General features: G+C 38.5%; 15 protein-coding genes and 1 tRNA gene. 7 read left to right on the top strand and 9 right to left on the bottom strand.

The annotated features are described in order from the left end of the window. The first annotated feature begins 6 nt into the window (after window positions 1-6). The 3 genes from I6F48_RS01950 to I6F48_RS01960 all read left to right on the top strand — a co-directional run bounded on the left by I6F48_RS01950 (window position 7) and on the right by I6F48_RS01960 (window position 1522). Window positions 7-699, top strand: coding sequence for a FlgO family outer membrane protein (locus I6F48_RS01950; RefSeq protein WP_197118689.1), 693 nt, complete (start codon window positions 7-9; stop codon window positions 697-699). A 7-nt stretch (window positions 700-706) separates the two neighbouring features. Continuing rightward, window positions 707-1375, top strand: coding sequence for a FlgO family outer membrane protein (locus I6F48_RS01955; protein WP_197118690.1), 669 nt, complete (start codon window positions 707-709; stop codon window positions 1373-1375). Between the two features lie 72 nt (window positions 1376-1447). Next, window positions 1448-1522, top strand: a tRNA-Arg gene (locus I6F48_RS01960). Between the two features lie 77 nt (window positions 1523-1599). Here the strand turns inward: I6F48_RS01960 and I6F48_RS01965 are convergent. From I6F48_RS01965 to I6F48_RS01980, 4 genes are all read right to left on the bottom strand, one after another. Continuing rightward, on the bottom strand, window positions 1600-2193 hold the full coding sequence (locus tag I6F48_RS01965) for a DUF4303 domain-containing protein (RefSeq protein ID WP_165727538.1): 594 nt from the start codon (window positions 2191-2193) through the stop codon (window positions 1600-1602). Window positions 2194-2309: 116 nt separating this feature from the next. Beyond that, a complete protein-coding gene (locus I6F48_RS01970) occupies window positions 2310-3242 on the bottom strand; it encodes an exopolyphosphatase (protein WP_165740789.1) in 933 nt (310 codons plus the stop codon). Between the two features lie 145 nt (window positions 3243-3387). Continuing rightward, window positions 3388-4836 (bottom strand): dihydrolipoyl dehydrogenase, encoded by a 1449-nt coding sequence (locus tag I6F48_RS01975; protein WP_007583146.1) that lies wholly within the window; start codon window positions 4834-4836, stop codon window positions 3388-3390. 82 nt (window positions 4837-4918) lie between these two features. Next, entirely contained in the window at window positions 4919-5647 is a 729-nt protein-coding gene (locus I6F48_RS01980; protein WP_010553231.1) for a glutathione peroxidase, read from the bottom strand. A 112-nt stretch (window positions 5648-5759) separates the two neighbouring features. Between I6F48_RS01980 and I6F48_RS01985 the strand changes: the two genes are divergently transcribed. Next, on the top strand, window positions 5760-6662 hold the full coding sequence (locus I6F48_RS01985; protein ID WP_197118691.1) for a LysR substrate-binding domain-containing protein: 903 nt from the start codon (window positions 5760-5762) through the stop codon (window positions 6660-6662). Here I6F48_RS01985 and I6F48_RS01990 read toward each other — a convergent pair. After that, entirely contained in the window at window positions 6659-7852 is a 1194-nt protein-coding gene (locus tag I6F48_RS01990) for a flagellar assembly protein FlgT (protein WP_165727535.1), read from the bottom strand. The two genes, I6F48_RS01985 and I6F48_RS01990, sit on opposite strands and share 4 nt — an antisense overlap. A gap of 140 nt (window positions 7853-7992) precedes the next feature. Between I6F48_RS01990 and I6F48_RS01995 the strand changes: the two genes are divergently transcribed. The 3 genes from I6F48_RS01995 (at window position 7993) to I6F48_RS02005 (ending at window position 11261) form a co-directional block, all read left to right on the top strand. After that, on the top strand, window positions 7993-8451 hold the full coding sequence (locus I6F48_RS01995; protein ID WP_024593173.1) for an LPP20 family lipoprotein: 459 nt from the start codon (window positions 7993-7995) through the stop codon (window positions 8449-8451). Between the two features lie 147 nt (window positions 8452-8598). Continuing rightward, window positions 8599-9306 (top strand): transglutaminase-like cysteine peptidase, encoded by a 708-nt coding sequence (locus tag I6F48_RS02000; RefSeq protein WP_197118692.1) that lies wholly within the window; start codon window positions 8599-8601, stop codon window positions 9304-9306. Further along, window positions 9306-11261, top strand: coding sequence for a bifunctional diguanylate cyclase/phosphodiesterase (locus tag I6F48_RS02005; RefSeq protein WP_197118693.1), 1956 nt, complete (start codon window positions 9306-9308; stop codon window positions 11259-11261). The genes I6F48_RS02000 and I6F48_RS02005 overlap by 1 nt, the downstream gene beginning before the upstream one ends. A gap of 22 nt (window positions 11262-11283) precedes the next feature. On the opposite strand, the gene I6F48_RS02010 is transcribed toward I6F48_RS02005, so the two are convergent. From I6F48_RS02010 to I6F48_RS02025, 4 genes are all read right to left on the bottom strand, one after another. Then, window positions 11284-11871, bottom strand: a complete 588-nt coding sequence (locus I6F48_RS02010; protein ID WP_010553236.1) for a response regulator transcription factor — start codon at window positions 11869-11871, stop codon at window positions 11284-11286. Between the two features lie 23 nt (window positions 11872-11894). Beyond that, window positions 11895-13316: an HlyD family type I secretion periplasmic adaptor subunit gene (locus I6F48_RS02015; protein ID WP_165740753.1), complete on the bottom strand. Its 1422-nt coding sequence runs from the start codon at window positions 13314-13316 to the stop codon at window positions 11895-11897. Further along, on the bottom strand, window positions 13313-15451 hold the full coding sequence (locus tag I6F48_RS02020; protein ID WP_024593177.1) for a type I secretion system permease/ATPase: 2139 nt from the start codon (window positions 15449-15451) through the stop codon (window positions 13313-13315). The genes I6F48_RS02015 and I6F48_RS02020 overlap by 4 nt, the downstream gene beginning before the upstream one ends. A gap of 384 nt (window positions 15452-15835) precedes the next feature. Beyond that, the gene (locus I6F48_RS02025) at window positions 15836-17812 is read right to left on the bottom strand and encodes a TolC family outer membrane protein (protein WP_165727530.1); all 1977 of its coding nucleotides are present in this window, start codon (window positions 17810-17812) and stop codon (window positions 15836-15838) included. Window positions 17813-18039 lie beyond the last annotated feature (227 nt).

The raw sequence follows: 18039 nt of genomic DNA on the forward strand, positions 1-18039 counted from the left end.
CACAAAATGAAAAACCTATTAATTACATTATGCTTACCACTGGGCTTTGGTTGCTCTCAAATACTAGGCACAATGAATACAGACATCGCAACACCACAAAGTGAGCAAAGCAACCAACTGGTGAGTAACCAACGCGACGTTGCAGCACCTGTTTCTGACGATAACTTATTTCAGTCAGGAATGGCTCCACAAGATAACTACACAAAAGCAACACCGCCAATGCGCAAAAATATTAACCATTATGTGCGCGGCATAATGCAAGACATGGTTGAAAACTTACAGTACGTAAGTGAACAAACACCGTTAGCTGTTTCTAGTTTTGTTTTTTTAGATGAAGACTACAATGATGGTAGCTTACTAGGGAACCAAATTGCAGAAAGCTTCATGCATGAATTACACAGCTTTGGTGTACCCGTTATTGACTTTAAAACAACTGATTATATGCGTGTTACCCCAACAGGCGACTTTGTATTTAGTCGCGACTATTTAGAGCTAAATCAAGATCAAAACTTTAAATATGTACTAGCCGGTACGCTTGTAAACCATCAAGGTGGTGTACTTGTCAATGCACGTATTGTTGGGCTAGAAAGTAAGGCCGTAGTCGGTTCTGCACAAGGGTTTATTCCACAGTCGGTTGTTGATGCGCTTAATAGTAGCTATCGCACTGATGGCATAATGTTAAAACAAGCAAGCAAGTGAGATAATTATGTATAGTAAATTATTTAACCGCTTTATCGTTTTTTTTGCTTTAGCTAACTTAACTGGTTGTGCCTTTACTCAAAATAGTGAAAGTGCTGAAATGAATGCATCTTCAACCACACAAGTAAATTATGACCTAGCAAGCATGCTTAAAACAGCCGAGCAACAATCAACTCAAGATGATGTTAACGGCAATCAATTTACACCACTTCAGCACCATAAAACACTTGCTAACTATGTAGAGCAAATGGCACTTGATTTGGTTGATACGCTTGAGTTTGAAAGTGATACCGACGCCAATATTAATATTGCCGTTACTACCTTGGTCGATCTTGATTCATCGCTTACTAAAAGTAATCAATTAGGTAATCAAATTTCTGAAACGTTAATTCATCAGTTACAAAAGTTTGGTTATGGCGTGGTTGATTTTAAAACCACTCAAACAATAGATGTAAATAGTCGTGGTGATTTTGCTTTTTCGCGCGATATTGAAAAGCTTAGTGAAGATCAAATGGCGAGCCATGTATTAGCGGGTACATTAATTTATCGCAGTGATGCTGTTGTTGTAAATACACGTGTAATTAACGCGCATACAAAAAAAATCGTCGCGAGTAGTCGAAAACTAATCCCAATTTATGTACTAAATAAAGAAGATATATACTTATCAAGCAATTAAGTTCAGTTGTCACTTGATATAAAAAACCAGATGCCGTTATAATTCACACCTCTAAGCACACAGCTTGTTTGTGGCCTCTTAGTTAAATGGATATAACGGCCCCCTCCTAAGGGGCAGTTGCAAGTTCGATTCTTGCAGGGGCTACCAATTAAATCAATGAGTTATATTTTAACCTCCCTCCCTTATACTTTGTGTATAGCGTATATGTAGTAGTGTTGCACTTTTTAATTGAAGGCGTTTAACACTTCTTGCTCACATTTTTCACGCTCTGTAATCATTGCTTCAAAGTCAGCTTGAATTTGCGTTAGAACGGCTGGTGGATTAAGTCGTTTGATTCTTTTAAATTGAATGCTTTCTTCTTCATCATAGGCGAGTATGGCTAAAGTGATTTTTTCGCGTTCAATACCATTTGAAAATAATCCTTCTGCATCTAATTGCATAAGTACTTTTTCCATTGCTGTAAGCCATTGGTGCCAATTATCCATCGCCTCTATATCTGATTGAAACAAATCAATGCTGTTTTCTAGTTTTTGGCATTCTAGCGTTGTTTCATCAAAGTATTCTGAATAATATTCAAGCGTCGGGTAGTCCTCAGGGTTCCATTTAGCCATGTAAAAGCTACTTACATCGTTGTTGTACTCTGTTTCAAATACTTCTTTTAAATCTGATAAAGTATTAAACATTGGCAGTAATGAGTAGCTACCTGTGTGGTAATAACCCATTACATAAAGATCGTTACCATATTTTTGAATGATGTCTTTAAATGCTTTTTTGGTATCTTGATAAAGTGTTTTTTCGAAGTTTTTAGTATCTAACATGAGGTCATTATTTCTTTTATGATTACAGAAATTTATATGAAAAAGAGAGTGATTAAAACTCACCCTGCAAAAAATAAAATAACCAGAGCTACTACTCTGGTTATTGTAAGTTAATATTAACCATCACTCGTAATTGTATTGATTAACTCACTCAGTACCGCTTCGGCCTTACTTGTTTCTACTTGGCAAGTACCGGCATTTAAGTGGCCACCACCATTATATTTTAAGCACAGCTCGCCAACATTGGTGTTCGAACTGCGGTTAGTGATAGATTTACCAACGGCATACACTACGTTTTGCTTTTTAAGGCCCCACATTTTATGAATCGAGATATTGCAGTCGGGATACATTGCATAAATAACAAATCGATTTGTGGCGTAAATAGTTTCTTCTTGGGTTAAATCAAGGATCACTAAGTTTTTATGCACGGTAGCGCATTGAGAAATTTGCTCTTTTGCTTTTTCGTTATGCTCGTTATATAAAGCAACACGCTCGGCTACATCTTCCATTTTTAGAATGTCTTGTATGCTCTGATCTTTACACGCATCAATCAGTTTCATCATTAATTGGTAATTTGAAATTTTAAACTCGCGAAAACGGCCAAGTCCTGTACGCGCATCCATAATAAAGTTCATTAATACCCAATCGGTTGGGTTTAATATTTCGTCTTTTGAAAACTGAGCAGCATCGCCTTTATCTACCGCGTCCATCATTTCAACAGAAATATTTGGAAGTTTTTCAGCGCCGCCATAATAGTCATAAACTACGCGAGCAGCTGATGGGGCTTCTGGGTCAATAATATGATTTTTTATGTCGCTTGAGTTACGAACGGTTTCGCTAAGGTGATGATCAAATGCTATATGACAGCCTGCAACGTAGGGGAGGTTGGTCGTAATGTCATTTTCGGTAATGCCTATTTTGCCGTCTTGCATGTCTTTTGGATGAACAAATAAAATATCGTCAATTAGGTCTAAGTCTTTAAGCAATACGGCACACACTAAGCCATCAAAATCGCTGCGAGTGACTAGTCTAAATTTATTATTGGGCATAGCTATTCCATCTTTTTAATTGAATTATCAATTAAGTGTAACAGTTAAATTTTTTTTTGAGAGATCAGCTTAAAAAAATTATAAAAAAAAGCCAAAACGTTAGTTTTGGCTTTTACTTAGCAAGTTTGTATGTGTAGTAAATAGGTTATGCGCCTGGGCCACATTCCATACATGAATTTACAATGTCTGGGCCAAATTTAAGTTTGGCATTTAAGTCGCGAAGGGCGGTACGTAACCCTTCTTCAATTACTGGGTGGTAAAATGGCATATCAAGCATTTCTGGTACGGTCATTTTGTTTTGTACAGCCCATGCTAGTAAGTGAGCGATGTGTTCGGCTTGTGGGCCAATAAATTCTGCACCTAAAAATAAACCTGTACCTTGCTCTGCGTATACTCGCATATGACCTTTGTTTTTAAGCATTACTCGGCTACGACCTTGGTTTTCAAAGCTGACTTCGCCTACTTCAAAACAACCGCATGGGCCTAATCGGTCAGTAATTTGCTTGTAGCTTTCGCCTACCATTGCTATTTGTGGGTCGCTAAATACAGCTGCAATTTTAGCTCTGCGCAGACCTATACGTACATCTGGGAAGCGCCCTGCATTTTGACCTGCAATAGCACCTTGGTCAGATGCTTCGTGTAGCAGTGGTAGCATGTTACTTGCATCGCCTGCTATAAATATGTTTGACTCACCACATTGCATTGTGTGCGTGTCTGCGTGCGGTACGCCGCGTTCATCAAGCTCAATGCCGGTGTTTTCAAGGCCTAGTTTATCTACGTTAGGTACTCGGCCTGTGGCTGCAAGTACGTAGTCAAACTGTTCGGTGTGTTTTTCACCTTGTTTGTCGGTGTAAGTTAGCTGTGCTTTGTCGCCAACTTGCATCATGTCAGATACGTTTGAGTCGGTATCTACAAAAAATTCTTCAGCAAAAACAGTATTTGCATAGTCTTTTACGACTGGATCTGTAAGTGGGCCAATTGCGCCGCCTACACCAAATAGTTTTACATTTACGCCTAGTCGGCTAAGTGCTTGGCCAATTTCAAGACCTATTACACCAGGGCCAAATACAGCGACTGATTCTGGTAGGTCATCCCAATCAAATACGTCGTCGTTTATAATAAGTTTGTCGCCAAAGTTATTAAATACGCCAGGGTACGAAGGGCGTGAACCGGTGGCAATTACAAAGCGTTTTGCTGTAATAATTGTGTGGTCGTCTATTTGTATGCGGTTTGTGTCTAAAAATTTAGCGTAACCACGAATTTTATCACCATCTGGTAATTCATCTACGGCTTCTACTACGAATCCTGCAAAACGATCTCGTTCACTTTTAACGCGTGCCATAACTGCTTTGCCATCAATGACTGGCTTTGAGCTATGAACACCAAATGCAGGAGCCATTTCAATTGCGTGTGCAGCTTCTGCGGCTGCAATCAATAACTTGCTTGGCATACAACCAACACGTGCACATGTGGTGCCGTATGGGCCTGATTCGATCATTAATACATTTTGTGTGAACTGTTTAGCATTACGATAAGCACTTAAACCAGCAGTGCCTGCGCCTATAACAACAACATCGGTTTGCAATTCTTTCATAGTATTTTTTCCTCTAATAAATAGGGGCATAAAAGCCCCTATTTTTTACCTACTAACGTTAGGTATTTAATTTACTTATTAATTAAGCAAAGTATTTTTCTAAGTCGTCTGAACCACCGATGTGTTTACCACCAATGAATATTTGTGGAACAGTGTCACGACCAGATACAGCTTTTAGACTTGTTAGTGATGCGCCTGCACCCATAACAATCTCTTCATATGCGAAGCCTTTTTCTGCAAGAAGCTCTTTTGCTTTTTTACAGAAAGGACAGCCAGGTTTAGTAAAGATGCTTACTGGTTCTGGTTTAGCTTGCTTAGGGTTGATGTAATCAAGCATTGTGTCTGCGTCTGATACTTCAAACGGGTCACCTGGTAAATCTGGTTCGATAAACATTTTGTCAATCACGCCATCTTTAACAAGCATAGAGTATCTCCAGCTGCGCTTACCAAAGCCTAGGTCGTTCTTGTCTACTAACATGCCCATGCCGTCAGTAAATTCGCCGTTGCCGTCTGGTAATAAAGTAATGTTTTGCGCTTCTTGATGCTCAGCCCATGCGTTCATTACAAAGGTATCGTTTACTGATAAACATACAATTTCGTCAACGCCGTTTTGCTTAAGTACGCCTGCTAATTCGTTGTAACGTGGTAAGTGAGTTGATGAACATGTTGGTGTGAATGCACCTGGTAGTGAAAACACTACAACAGTTTTACCTTTAAAAATGTCATCTGTTGTTACTGATTTCCAATCGTTATTTTGACGAGTTGCAAATGTAACACTTGGGATTGTTTGACCTTCGATATTGTTTAACATAATTTTTGTTCCTCTTGATTTGTTGATAGCCATTATGGTGAATAATTAAATATAGTTCCAATCGTTTGTTTGTATTAAACTGATAGTTATAAACTATCACGTAGAGCTGAATATGAACTTAAAAGATTTTGAATATGTAAAAGCAATAGCGCAATATAAACATTTTCGCAAAGCTGCCGATGCATGTTTTGTAAGCCAGCCTACATTAAGTGGTCAAGTAAAAAAACTCGAAAATGAGCTTGGCGTTACTTTGTTTGATCGCTCAACCAAGCAAGTTACCTTAACAGCAAAAGGTGAACGTTTGTTGACGCAAATAGAGATTATTTTAGAGCAAACGCAAATACTCAAAGAACTTGCTGCTACTTCTAACGAGCCTCTACAAGGTAAATTAACTATTGGTATTATTCCTACCATTGCACCTTACTTGTTGCCTGCGTTACTAACATCGATGAAAGCGGCATTTATTGATAGCCAGTTTTCGTTTATTGAGATGCAAACAGCAACAATTTTAGAAGCTTTAAACAAGGGTGAACTCGACTTTGCTATTTTAGCCGATGTGCCAGAGCTTATTAATTACCATACGGTTGCTTTATACAAAGAAGATTTTTTAGTGGCGGTATCACAAGATAACGCGCTGTCTAAGCATAAAAAAGTAGCGCTGAGCGATCTTCAAGGATGCAGCCTATTAATGTTAAGTGATGGCCATTGCTTTAAAGATCAAGCCCAAAAGTTTTGTTTTTCTGCGGGAGTCGATGTATCTAACCAGTATAAAGGTAATAGTTTAGAAACATTATTAGCGTTAGTGGCTATGGATGACGGTATTACATTTGTACCAAAGTTGGCATGTACCGACCGTGTAGGGATTGATTACTTGCCTATATTCCCTAATCAGCAGCGTAATGTGGTGTTTGCATGCAGAAAGCATTATCCGCATTTATCTGGTGTAGAACAATTGGGCGAGTGGTTATCGGCTCACCCTAATTTAAAAGCTAAATTAACTAAAAAGATTAATTAAAGATCTTGGCTGATTATTTCTACAACATCGTTAATTTGCACGCCAGGTAGTGGTTTGTCATCAATACTGACAGCTACTGCAGTTTGCTGATAAAGCTGCTCTACGCGAATTTTATTAAGCGTGGTGATGGTGTGCGGCATAACATTACCTGCCGCGTCGGTTAAATAGTTATGGTGCGCAATGCTTAGCATTTGGCCTTTTTTTAACCCATGAGCTTTACCTAAGTTAATAACGATTTTGCTATTTTCCATATGCATTATTTTACCTTGAGTAGGTAAACACGCCATGGCTGCTTGAATGTCATAACTTACTGATTGGTTGATATCGGTTATGCTTTGCCCATAAGGTGATTGCCAAAACCTATCACTATTAACATCAACTATGGTTGTTTTTTCAAATGGCCAAATTGCTTGAGTATGGTAACTATTTTGCCAAAGTTGCTCATAGGTAGTGCCATCAAACAGTGCAAACTCAATGTTGTAACTGCGCTCATAAGCCTCGTCTTGCCAAAATGCATAATCGTTATTGAGTTTGTCGCTCGTTGAAAGGCTCGTTATTTGGCTAAGTAGGACATATTGAGCATTACTACGCGAAGATATTTCTTCTAATTGGGCATTTGAATAGTCGTGCTGCTGCGAAAAGTATTTATCAACGCTTATTGCATTATTATAGTAAGCAATAGGTACTGCGCTCATTTTTGATTTTTGCAGGGAAGTAAAAATATTTTTGCTAATCGCTTTGCTTACGTCAAATATTTGACCCATTTTGGCGTGTTCACGATGCACTAGTTGGCTTTGTGTAACGGCCACAAACTTATTAAAACTATTTTGTGGGCATTGCTCTGTTTGAGAAAAAATATCGAGTCGTAATGTAACGGCAAATTTATTGTCGTATTTATTTTCGCTGACTAGTTCAATTTTTTGAATTTCGCCGTGGCTGCTAATTTTTAGCTGATCTTGCATTAACACGCCATCTACCAGGGTTTGTACAGAGCTAACCCGTGCGCCAGAGAACACTAACGCTTGTGTAATCGCATCTTTTATAGCGGCAGATTTAGCTGCGCTCGTATCACCATTTTGAACGTTCGCATGGCCTGTTGATTCATACCACTGCGCTTTAGTAAAAGGGGAGAACGTTAATAATGCCGTTGCACTTAACCCTGCAAATGCCAATAATAAAAACGACTTCATACTTTTACTCCAATTAAACGTTAGCTATTAACTAGGTAGAGCAAGGACTGTACCAATGTTATTTGGTAATTATTAGTAATGCTATAAATGGCATTAAACGTGCATATGTACTGCTAATTACTATACAAGGGCTAAATGCTATGCGAGCAATTTCATTACTTATTACACTTGGGTGTTTAACCTTAGGTGGTTGTAGCAGCGTTTTTGATAAGCATGTTGAATATAAATATGTAGAGCCAAATAATTACCCTGTTTTAAAAGCGATAGGGTATGCACCTATTAGCTTGCAAAAAGGCGCTAACCTGTCGCAAAAGCAACTTATGGCAATTAAGGCTTCTAAGCTTGAGGCTTATCGCGAGCTTACTGAGCAAGTATATGGGCAAAAAATTACCGCAGGAACAACGGTGGAAGGTTCAATTGCTCAAGACGATTACCTAGAAAGTAAAGTGCAGGGGCTTATTAAAGGTGCACAAATAATTAAAACTTACGCAGTAGATGACACTTACGTGACCGAGCTTGAGCTTAATATGAAGCGTGTGCACGATTTATACATAGGTGAAGTAAAACCACGCGAAGTTAAAAAAGTAACTTATTACTAAATAGCCCAGTTAATTAAAAAAGTTATTCAAAATATCTCATCCTCTTATATTGAGTGCTATGCTGTTGTTAGGATTAATTTTTAAGCAGATTGCGTAGTGCTCAACAGATGTATTTTATTGCCACTTATATTAACAGTGGCTCTGTAAATGGCGTTTAAGCCAACTTATTTAAATCCTAAATTATTTATATGGTGCAAAGCCAATTTGCGCTACCTATTACTGTTTTTTGTACTCTCTAGTGGTGTGCTTGCAAGCCGACTAACTATTCAATTTAATACCTTTATTGAGCTGATGGGTCAAAAATATGGACCTGCGCGAGCGGCTGTTGCACGTAACTGGCAAAGTATGTTGGTACAAACTCAAAACAAACCAGAGCAACAACAAATTCTTATTGTTAATGATTTTTTTGCGCGTAATTTACGCTATCAAACTGATATTTTGCTATGGAAACAAAGCGATTATTGGGCAACCCCTTTAGAAACGTTAGGCAGAGGCTTAGGTGATTGTGAAGATTACGCAATAGCAAAGTATATAAGCTTGAGAGCCCTAGGGGTGAGCGACGACAAGTTACGTCTTATTTATGTAAAAGCAAAAATTGCGGGCACTAACAAAACGCAAGCACATATGGTGTTAGGTTATTTTGCTACACCAAACGCTCAGCCACTTATTTTAGACAGTTTAATAACAAAGGTTTTACCTGCTGCAAAACGTGTAGATTTAAGCCCTGTTTTTAGCTTTAACAGCCAAGGTTTATGGGCTAATAATTCAACCAAAAGTGTAGCCAGCCCAACAGCAAGACTTTCACGCTGGCGTAAAATTTTGGAGCAGACAACCAAAGAAGGAGTTATGTGGTAATGGCATCATTTTCCTTATCTAAGTACCTTAAAAAACGAAAAATAACACTCAGGCAAGAGCTGTGGATTGCATTATTAATTGTTATTTTTGTAGGCTTTATAAGTAGTGTTTTAATTAGCACTAATTCGGCTAAAAGTTATTTTTCGACCCAGCTGTACTTAAAAAATGTAGATAACGCCAGTTCACTCGCGTTAATGATCAGCCAATTAGACAAAGACCCCGTTGAGCTTGAGTTATTAGTATCGGCCACATTTGATACCGGTCACTATAAGCGAATCGAACTACAAAACCCTAATGGTGAGGTGATTGTTAAACGCACGTTTACCGATGAGCTTAAAGCGACGGCTCCGCAGTGGTTTAGAGCAATGTATGGATTAAATGTACAGCCAGGGGTTGGGCAAGTAAATGATGGTTGGCAGCAGTTTGGTACTTTGTTTATAGAAAGTCATAGTCAATATGCTGAGCAAGCCTTATGGGAAAGTGCGCTTAAACTATTTTTTAGTTTTTTAATTGTCGCTTTTTTTGCTTGTATAGTTAGTGCTTACTTTTTAAGTAGGATATTAAAACCACTAGATGATGTTGTGTATCAGGCTAATGCATTTGGTGAAAAACGTTTTATTAAATCGAGCGTTCCGCGCACTTTTGAGTTTGCACGATTAGTGCAGTCTATGAACCAATTATCTACCCGTTTTAGCCGTATTATTAAAGAAGATAATAAACGTTTAGAAGAGCTTAGATTTAAATCGCAACACGATGAGCTAACTGGTTTAGCAAATAGAGAATACTTTGGTGCAACGCTTGAGGCTCACTTACAAAAATCGAAAGATCATGCCCATGGTGCCTTGTTTTTATTTAGGGTTGTTAACCTCGATCGCGTAAGTGAGGAAGTGGGACGAGTAGAAATGGTTAACTTTCTACGTCGATTTTCACAGATGTTGGTTAGCTTCTTAGAGAGCAATCAAGAACACTTTTCTGAAAATTACATTGCACGTATTTCTCACAGCGATTTTACCGTTTTATTTAGTGATATTGATGATATTCAAGCAATCAGTGAACGTATTTTATTGATGCATCAATCGTTTGTTGAAGAGTATAAAAACGTTAAGCTAGCGATACCTCACAGCTGTACTTATATTCAAAAAGACGACACGCGATTTGATGTATTAAAGCGCGCGGATGAACTTTTAAAATCATCGGGTAAACAATCTGATGTACAAGCAAAAGTAGCTCAGATCAAGCAAGAAAGTGAGCTGTTTGATAATGCAACTAGCTGGAAAAATGCCATAGAAGAGGCACTCAACAATAATAATTTAGAAATAAATACTTACCCAGTAACGAGCTTTACAGGGCAGGTAATGCAAAATCAATTAGGGTTGAGCCTAAAGCTTGGTGGGCAAGTATACCGTGCTAGTTACTACTACCAGTGGGCTAACCGATTAAAGTTATTAGCGCGTTTAGATTGGGGTTTAATTAAGGCGTTGGTGGCTCATTATAGTATTGAGCCACCAAGTGAACTGATTTCGGTTGAATTATCTGCTCAGACGCTACTTGATGATGCTGCACTTGCTTCGATTCTTACGTACCTTTCGGCGTTTCCTGATTTAGCCTCTAAAATTTGTTTTGATATTCGTGAAAGTATTGCCGTTAGCGAAATTGAGATATTTAAAGATTTTTGTGAGCAGGCTCGATGTATGGGCGCTAAGGTAGCATTAAAACGTGTGGGCCCTGAATTTACTAAAATTAATAAAATTCAGGAATTTGGTCTTGAAATGATTAAGGTTGATAGCGTTTACGGACACAATATTAGTTACAGCCTAGATAACCAAACATTTCTGCGAGGAGTGTGCACGTTAGCGCATTCTATTGGCATTAAAGTGGTGGCTCAAGGTGTAACAAGCCAAGATGATATAGATACGCTTATTAACTTAGGTTTTGATGGGGTTATTAAAGAGTAAGTAATAGGCATTAACTGTGCGGTTAATGCCCTTTTACAACTAACATTAATTGAATTCGGTCGCGAACTTTTAGCTTATTAAATATAGAGCTCATATGCTCTTTAATTGTGCGTTCTGTAATATTTAAAGATTCTGCAGCTTGCTTATTAGTTGCACCTGTTACAACAATATCAACTACTTGACGTTCTCGCTTTGTGAGTACATCAAGCTCGCATGTGCTCGCATATTTAAACGGTGTATTTGATAAAGCTCCTACTAAGTTAGATAGTAATTGCCCTGGTAACCATATTCCGCCGGTACAAATTGTCTCAAGTACTTGTTCAATAATTACTTTAGTAGCAAGTGCTTCTACGTACCCCCTAGCTCCTGCTTCAAGCGCACTTCTTAGTTGATTTATTTCTAGTTCGTTGGTCATAACTATAACCAGTAAACGTTGCTGAGAATACTTTTTAACAAGCTCAAGCCAATTAGGTGTGCCGGCCAAAACCCAAATAATACTTGATGCCGTGACTCTGTGTGGTTCTTTTGTGAATATCAAACAACCAGGAAACGCTGTATGCCAGTGTTTCGATTCAAATTCAGGCTGTGTAATAAAAATACTTTGGCGCATTACTTCTCCATTTATAAAATGTTTTAACGCTCTGTCATTGCTTGCGATGTAGCTCTAAGAACCGGTTTTAAAATATACTCAAGTACGGTTTTTTTACCGGTAATAATATCCACTTGAGTGGTCATTCCTGGAATAATAGTCAGCTCTTTTGAAAAATTATTTTTGGTGGTTTTTAGCTGCACCAAATAAAAGGTGTTTTCGCGGTCATCCGTAATTGTATCGGCACTTATATGTAATACTTCGGCTTCAAGGCCACCATATACGGCAAAGTCGTAGGCACTAAATTTTATCATTGCAGATTGCCCAGGGCGTAAAAATGCAATGTCTTTAGGCGGGATTTTTGCCTCTACTACAAGTTGATCGTCAAGCGGGACAATTTCCATAACATCACTACCTGGCTGTAAAATACCGCCAACAGTATTAACTAATAATCGTTGTACAGTGCCTTTAACAGGAGAGCGTATTTCAGTTTGAGTTACTTTATCGGCTAAGCCAGATTCAGTTTCTTTAATTGAATCTAGTCGCAGTAGCGCTTCGGAGAGTTCATTGTTCCAGCGGTTAATCATAACGAGCTCAACTTCGGTTACCTTATTTTTAGCTTCGTTAATGGCCGAAAGACTCCTATTTATAACTGCTTTGGTTCTGTTTATCTCGCCGTTTAAATCAACTATTTGGCGCTCTAAACGAATAATATCTATATCCGAAATAGCACCGGTGCGTAACAATGGGCGGGTCACTTTAAGCTCCCTGTTTGTTAAGCGTAGCGCGCTGGTATGCTGCTGAAGTGCCGCTTTTGCTTCAATATAATCTTGGTGTCGCTGCTCTAGTTGGCGTTTGTGAATACTTACCTGTTGCTCCAACTCTTGGCTGTTACTCAAATAAAGAGAGCGTTCGTGTTGAACCACCTGAGGTGCGTTTTTTATAACATCTTCGCTAAATATGAGTTCTTTTTTTTGAGTAAGAGCTCTGAGTCTTGCAACTTTTGCACTTAACGATTCAACCTTGGATTGATTTTCTCTAAAGCTAGAAATAAAGCGGGTAGGGTCTATTTTAATGAGTACATCCCCCTCGTTTACTATTTGGCCTTCTCGGACATTTATTTTTTCGACCATACCGCCGTCATAAGATTGAATAAGCTGTAATTTATTAGAGGGAATAACACGGCCCTCGCCACGAGCAACTTCATCCAAATTAGCAAAGCCAGACCACACAATAAGGCATATAAACGTTAAACAAATTAGATAAAGTAGTAACCTAGCGCTTGCTGGTTCCTGCTGCATTTTTTCCCACTGTGCATCGACTACCCAGTCTTGAGTATTTGGCGGTGAAATCCATCCTTTAAATAGTTTATTAAATACGGATGGCTTACCTTGTTTTCTTGCTTCTATTGCTTTGCTAACAGATTCAAAAGAGCGTTGTTCAAGTGGTTTTTTGTTATCACTCATGAGGCTTGCTCCACGGTTTTATTATTTAACGCCGCAATTACTTTTTGTTTTGGTCCATCAGCAACTACTTTTCCGTTATCTAAAACTATAATACGGTCAACAAGCTCGAGTAATGATGAGCGGTGAGTCACTACAATTAGGGTTTTATCTTTAGAATAATTTTTTAAATTGTTAATAATTTTACTTTCACTATTGTGATCTAGCGATGAGGTCGGTTCATCTAGTAATAGTATTGGTGGGTCGTTAATTATGGCTCTTGCCATACCTACAGCTTGGCGTTGCCCTCCTGATAATTGGCGGCCTTGCTCGCCTACTTGTAGATCAAACCCGTCTGGGTGCGAATTAATTAAATCAAATAATTGGCTTCGCTCACAGGCTTCAATAATTTGCTCGTCTTTGGCATGCCAAGCGCTTATCGTAAGGTTGTCTTTTAAGGTCCCATAAAACAGGGCAACGGTTTGCGGTACATAACCAATATTATGGCGAAGCTCTGCAGGGTCAATTTGATGTATATCGTTATTGTCCATCAAAATTGCTCCTGAACAGGGTTCATATAGCCCTAAGATAAGCTTTTCTAATGTACTTTTACCTGAGCCATTACGTCCTAAAATTGCAACTTTTTCACCAGCTTTAATTTTAAAGCTAACGCCGTTGAGTGCATTATGAGATTCGTCAGAGTATTTAAAGCATACATCTTTAAATTCTATATCGCCCTTTAAAATAGGGTGGCTTAACCAATGCTTACCAGGTGGGCGCTCGACCTCTTTTTCCATAATCTCATTTAGTGATTGCATTGCTATTGCGGCATGATGATATTGAGCTAAAACAGCGGCTGACTGCCCAATAGGGCCCATAGCACGAGATGATAATAAGTAGGCTGCAATTAATCCGCCTTGAGTTAGCTCACCTTCAATAACGAGGTGTACGCCTATTATCATTATTATCACGCCTACACATTGCTGTATCCACGATGCTGTATTTGATATAGAGCTAGAAACGAGTCTGCTTTGTGCGTTTACTTGCGCAATGTAAATGGTCGACTTTTCCCATACAGATTGTGTTTTACACTCTGAGTGAAAGCTTTTTACATCTTCAATATTGGTTAAACTTTCTACTAATACTGCATTTCGCATTGAGCTTGCTTTCATTGTTTGCTCTGAAAGGGCTTCAAGTTTGCGGTGTGCGGCTATAGCGTAAGCTAATAATATAAGTGCGCCCGCTATAATAGGTAAACTTAGAGGTACGCCAATAATGGCGATAACAATTAAATATAAAACTACGAATGGTAAGTCGACTAATGCGACAAGCGTTATGGAACTAAAAAAGTTACGTACAGCTTCAAATGATTGAATATTGCTAGCAAAGGAGCCAGCTGATGATGGACGGTTTTTTAGTTTCATACCTAATACCCGCTCCATAATTACAGCCGATACTTTTACATCTATTCTGCTTGCAGCAAGCTCTACAAAATAGCCTCTTACTAAGCGTAAAACAAAGTCAGCAGTGAGTGCTATCAAAATACCAATAGCAAGTACCCAAAGGGTTTCTGTTGCATGGTTAGGCACTACGCGGTCATATACGTTCATTACAAATAAAGGCATAGCAACCGACAAAAAGCCCAACGCAATAGCTGAAATAATTACGTCTTTATAAAGTGAGCGGCACTCTTTAATTACTCCCCAAAACCATCCGTCTTTTGATAGTTTTTCAAGTACGGGTGTTCGCTCATCAAATGCAAATTCTGGTTGTGCATAAATAATTAAACCAACACTGTTGCCTGCTAATTCATCAATGCTTTGTTCGATAACTGATTCGGTAAGCTCTGGGTAAATTACACTCACCAACTGCTTATCGTAATCAATAGAATTAATAACACAGGCTTGATTGTCTTTTAAAATTAAGATGGCAGGTAGCAGTGCTGTATTAATTTTTTGTAGTGGCTTATTAACTACTTTCGATTTAAAGCCAATGCGCTTAGCTGCGCGCGAAAAACCTGATGGAGTAAGATTTCCATCAGTTAGAGGAAGTCCATTTAATAGTGCTTCTCTTGAAAACTCTTTATCATGATGGCGACATAAAACTGCTAGGCAGTCAACGAGTATGCCACCGTGATCAAGTACATCGTTTAATTCCATAAACCATCCAATGTTATGTAGAACTGCATGCGGTTGTTACTACTAAACCTAAACTCGAGAAATAAATTTAGCTTAAATATTTCAAGCCGAGTTTAGGGTCTGTTGATCTTTTAGGTTAAATTTGCAGCAGTCTGTTTGGTATTTAGGCAAGGCAGAGCCTATGCAGTGTGGTTATTCCCCATAAATGGGTGATAACGTAGCATTAATGCCAAACAGGCGCTGCCCAAAGGGTTCTTCCTAGGGGCTATTTACTCTTTGTTGCTCGGTTTTTACTTAGCCCACTAGGTTACAAATCTCGCGCCGCGATTAAACAGCCCCTAGTTTGAACAAATTTTAATCCGCAAAGATCAACAGACCCTAGTTATTTACATAACGTTAATTGACTTAGCTATCAGTAATTACAGCTTCGATACGTCGATTCGCAGCATTTGCTCTTACTGATATTTCGTTTACTCGAGGTTGATCAATACCGTACCCGAACGATTTAACACGTTTTGGTTTTATATCGAATTGTTTAATTAGAATTTCAGCAACGGCAAACGCACGTTTTTCAGATAGTTTGCGGTTATATGTTCGATCTCCATCTAGAGAAGCATGACCTTGTATTTCAACCTGCTTATTTGGGTTTTCTTTTAAAAAATCTGCAAGCCGACTAATTTCTTGAATATATTGAGACCTTACATCGCTTGAGTCAGCAGAAAAAGGGATACCAATCTCTATATTCGAGGTTGATGCGCTATAAATTGTACAGCCAGATAAATCAACATTAGTTGACAGCGGCGTACTCGGACAAGTGTCTTGCTCGTTTGGTACGCCGTCACCATCATCATCTAAAAAGCTACTTTGTGTAGTGTCGGTTTCCAACGGTATATCTAAGTACCTTGGCATAGCGGTTACACTCATGTAGGCATTATCTTGCTTCGCTTTTTTTTGTAGAAATGCCTTGCGGCTAAAGGTGGTTGCTACATCGTAACTCGGACAAATATTTTGTGCGTTATGCACAATAGGATCGTCAGTTAGCTCTTTTAATGTAGGGTATTTACCTGACATTACGTCAAGTGCTGGCAATAATTTCCCCATTTCTTTTAGCATAGTTAAAATAGCCGATTGGCGGTCGTATAGCGCAACTATGTATGAACGTGTTGATTGGAACGATTCGTTTTCGGCATCAAGTACGTCTAGTAGAGTTCGTTGGCCTATATCAAATTGATCTTTATATGCAATTTTAACTTTAGTTGATGATTCGCGGTGTTGATTAAGCGCTGGCAACTTTTGCTCTAGTATAGTGACGTTGTAGTAGGCAATTTGCAGACTTTGACGAATATCAATACAGGCTTGATCTCGTTGATATTTTGCAATGTTTATATCTTGATAAGCTTGTTCTAAATTAGCGCTATCAAGACCACCGTTATACAAGTTATAACTAATATCTATGCCGACTCGCGCTTCTGTTCTGGTTTCATTTTGACCAAGCTCATCTCTATCTTGGCTACCGTAGCGGGCAGATAAATCTACGTTAGGATGAAAGGCCGCTTTTTGTGCTTTGGCGTTCGCTTTTTGCGCTTCAATATTATACAAAGAGGCATAAAATGAAGGGCTGTTTTTGTAGGCGACGTCTAGCGCTTGGTTAACCGAAATTGGTATATTGTTTTCATCAAGGTCAGCTTGCTTTATATCGTTCATAGGTAGCTCACCTACAACTCTTAGGTAGCGAGCGCTTACATCATGTAAATTTGAGTACTCCGTTAATACATTAGATTGCGCTAGAGATAAACGACCACTAATTTGTTCTAGGTCTGCTGCGCGCGCTACACCGGCGCCTACGCTTTGCTCTATTTGTTGGTATACAGACTCGTGCTCTTGTAAATTAGCTTCTGCAAGTTGTACTAACTCTTTGAATTTTTGTACGTCAAGTAGTGCAATCGAGGCTTCAAGTGCTGTTTGTTCTGTTTGAGAAATAAGCTCAAAGTACCTAATAAGTTGAATACGTTTAAAACGGTCAACTGTATTAGATGTTCTAAAACCGTCATAAAGCATTTGAGTAACGCTTAATTCGGCTGTATTACGGTTATATTCTTCTTCAATACCGTAATTTCTTCTTTCATATCCTGCACTTGCTGATACATCAACACTTGGTAAATAACCTGAACGGGCAGCATCCACTCCATAAATAGAAGATTTAAAAGCATGCCATGCTTCTTGTACTTCAGGATTGTTTTCAATCGCTTTACTTGAGACGTATGTAAGTGGCATTGCTGATTGTTCGTTTGCATGCACGTAGTTTGATAAAGTTACGGCTGTAATCGCTAATCCGATTAACATAGTCCCTTGATGCTTTTTAAAAGTGTTTTTTATAATCATTTCTTCCTCTTAGATCCTGTTAAGACCGAAAATACTCTTTTAAATATTTAGTAAAGGAGTGCTAATTTTGCAAGTAATCTTTTCGGGTAGCATGAAAAAAAATTTCTACCACTTTTTTGTTGATTTTTTATTTTTGAATTTTTCTTCTAAACCTGTACTTGAGTCCAGTATCTATGTGCTTTTTTTGTTCTACCTTTAATTTATTAGATTGTTATTTTAAAAAGTTT

Source organism: Pseudoalteromonas sp. SWYJ118 (assembly GCF_015864505.1).
GTDB lineage: Bacteria > Pseudomonadota > Gammaproteobacteria > Enterobacterales > Alteromonadaceae > Pseudoalteromonas > Pseudoalteromonas arctica.

Excerpts from the sequence above, each read along its gene's own strand:
- I6F48_RS02025 (WP_165727530.1), bottom strand. The coding sequence starts at position 17,812 with ATGATTATAAAAAACACTTTTAAAAAGCATCAAGGGACTATGTTAATC.
- I6F48_RS01995 (WP_024593173.1), top strand. The coding sequence starts at position 7,993 with ATGCGAGCAATTTCATTACTTATTACACTTGGGTGTTTAACCTTAGGT.
- I6F48_RS02000 (WP_197118692.1), top strand. The coding sequence starts at position 8,599 with ATGGCGTTTAAGCCAACTTATTTAAATCCTAAATTATTTATATGGTGC.
- I6F48_RS02010 (WP_010553236.1), bottom strand. The coding sequence starts at position 11,871 with ATGCGCCAAAGTATTTTTATTACACAGCCTGAATTTGAATCGAAACAC.
- I6F48_RS01985 (WP_197118691.1), top strand. The coding sequence starts at position 5,760 with ATGAACTTAAAAGATTTTGAATATGTAAAAGCAATAGCGCAATATAAA.
- I6F48_RS01970 (WP_165740789.1), bottom strand. The coding sequence starts at position 3,242 with ATGCCCAATAATAAATTTAGACTAGTCACTCGCAGCGATTTTGATGGC.
- I6F48_RS01990 (WP_165727535.1), bottom strand. The coding sequence starts at position 7,852 with ATGAAGTCGTTTTTATTATTGGCATTTGCAGGGTTAAGTGCAACGGCA.
- I6F48_RS01950 (WP_197118689.1), top strand. The coding sequence starts at position 7 with ATGAAAAACCTATTAATTACATTATGCTTACCACTGGGCTTTGGTTGC.
- I6F48_RS01965 (WP_165727538.1), bottom strand. The coding sequence starts at position 2,193 with ATGTTAGATACTAAAAACTTCGAAAAAACACTTTATCAAGATACCAAA.
- I6F48_RS01980 (WP_010553231.1), bottom strand. The coding sequence starts at position 5,647 with ATGTTAAACAATATCGAAGGTCAAACAATCCCAAGTGTTACATTTGCA.
- I6F48_RS02005 (WP_197118693.1), top strand. The coding sequence starts at position 9,306 with ATGGCATCATTTTCCTTATCTAAGTACCTTAAAAAACGAAAAATAACA.
- I6F48_RS02020 (WP_024593177.1), bottom strand. The coding sequence starts at position 15,451 with ATGGAATTAAACGATGTACTTGATCACGGTGGCATACTCGTTGACTGC.
- I6F48_RS01975 (WP_007583146.1), bottom strand. The coding sequence starts at position 4,836 with ATGAAAGAATTGCAAACCGATGTTGTTGTTATAGGCGCAGGCACTGCT.
- I6F48_RS01955 (WP_197118690.1), top strand. The coding sequence starts at position 707 with ATGTATAGTAAATTATTTAACCGCTTTATCGTTTTTTTTGCTTTAGCT.
- I6F48_RS02015 (WP_165740753.1), bottom strand. The coding sequence starts at position 13,316 with ATGAGTGATAACAAAAAACCACTTGAACAACGCTCTTTTGAATCTGTT.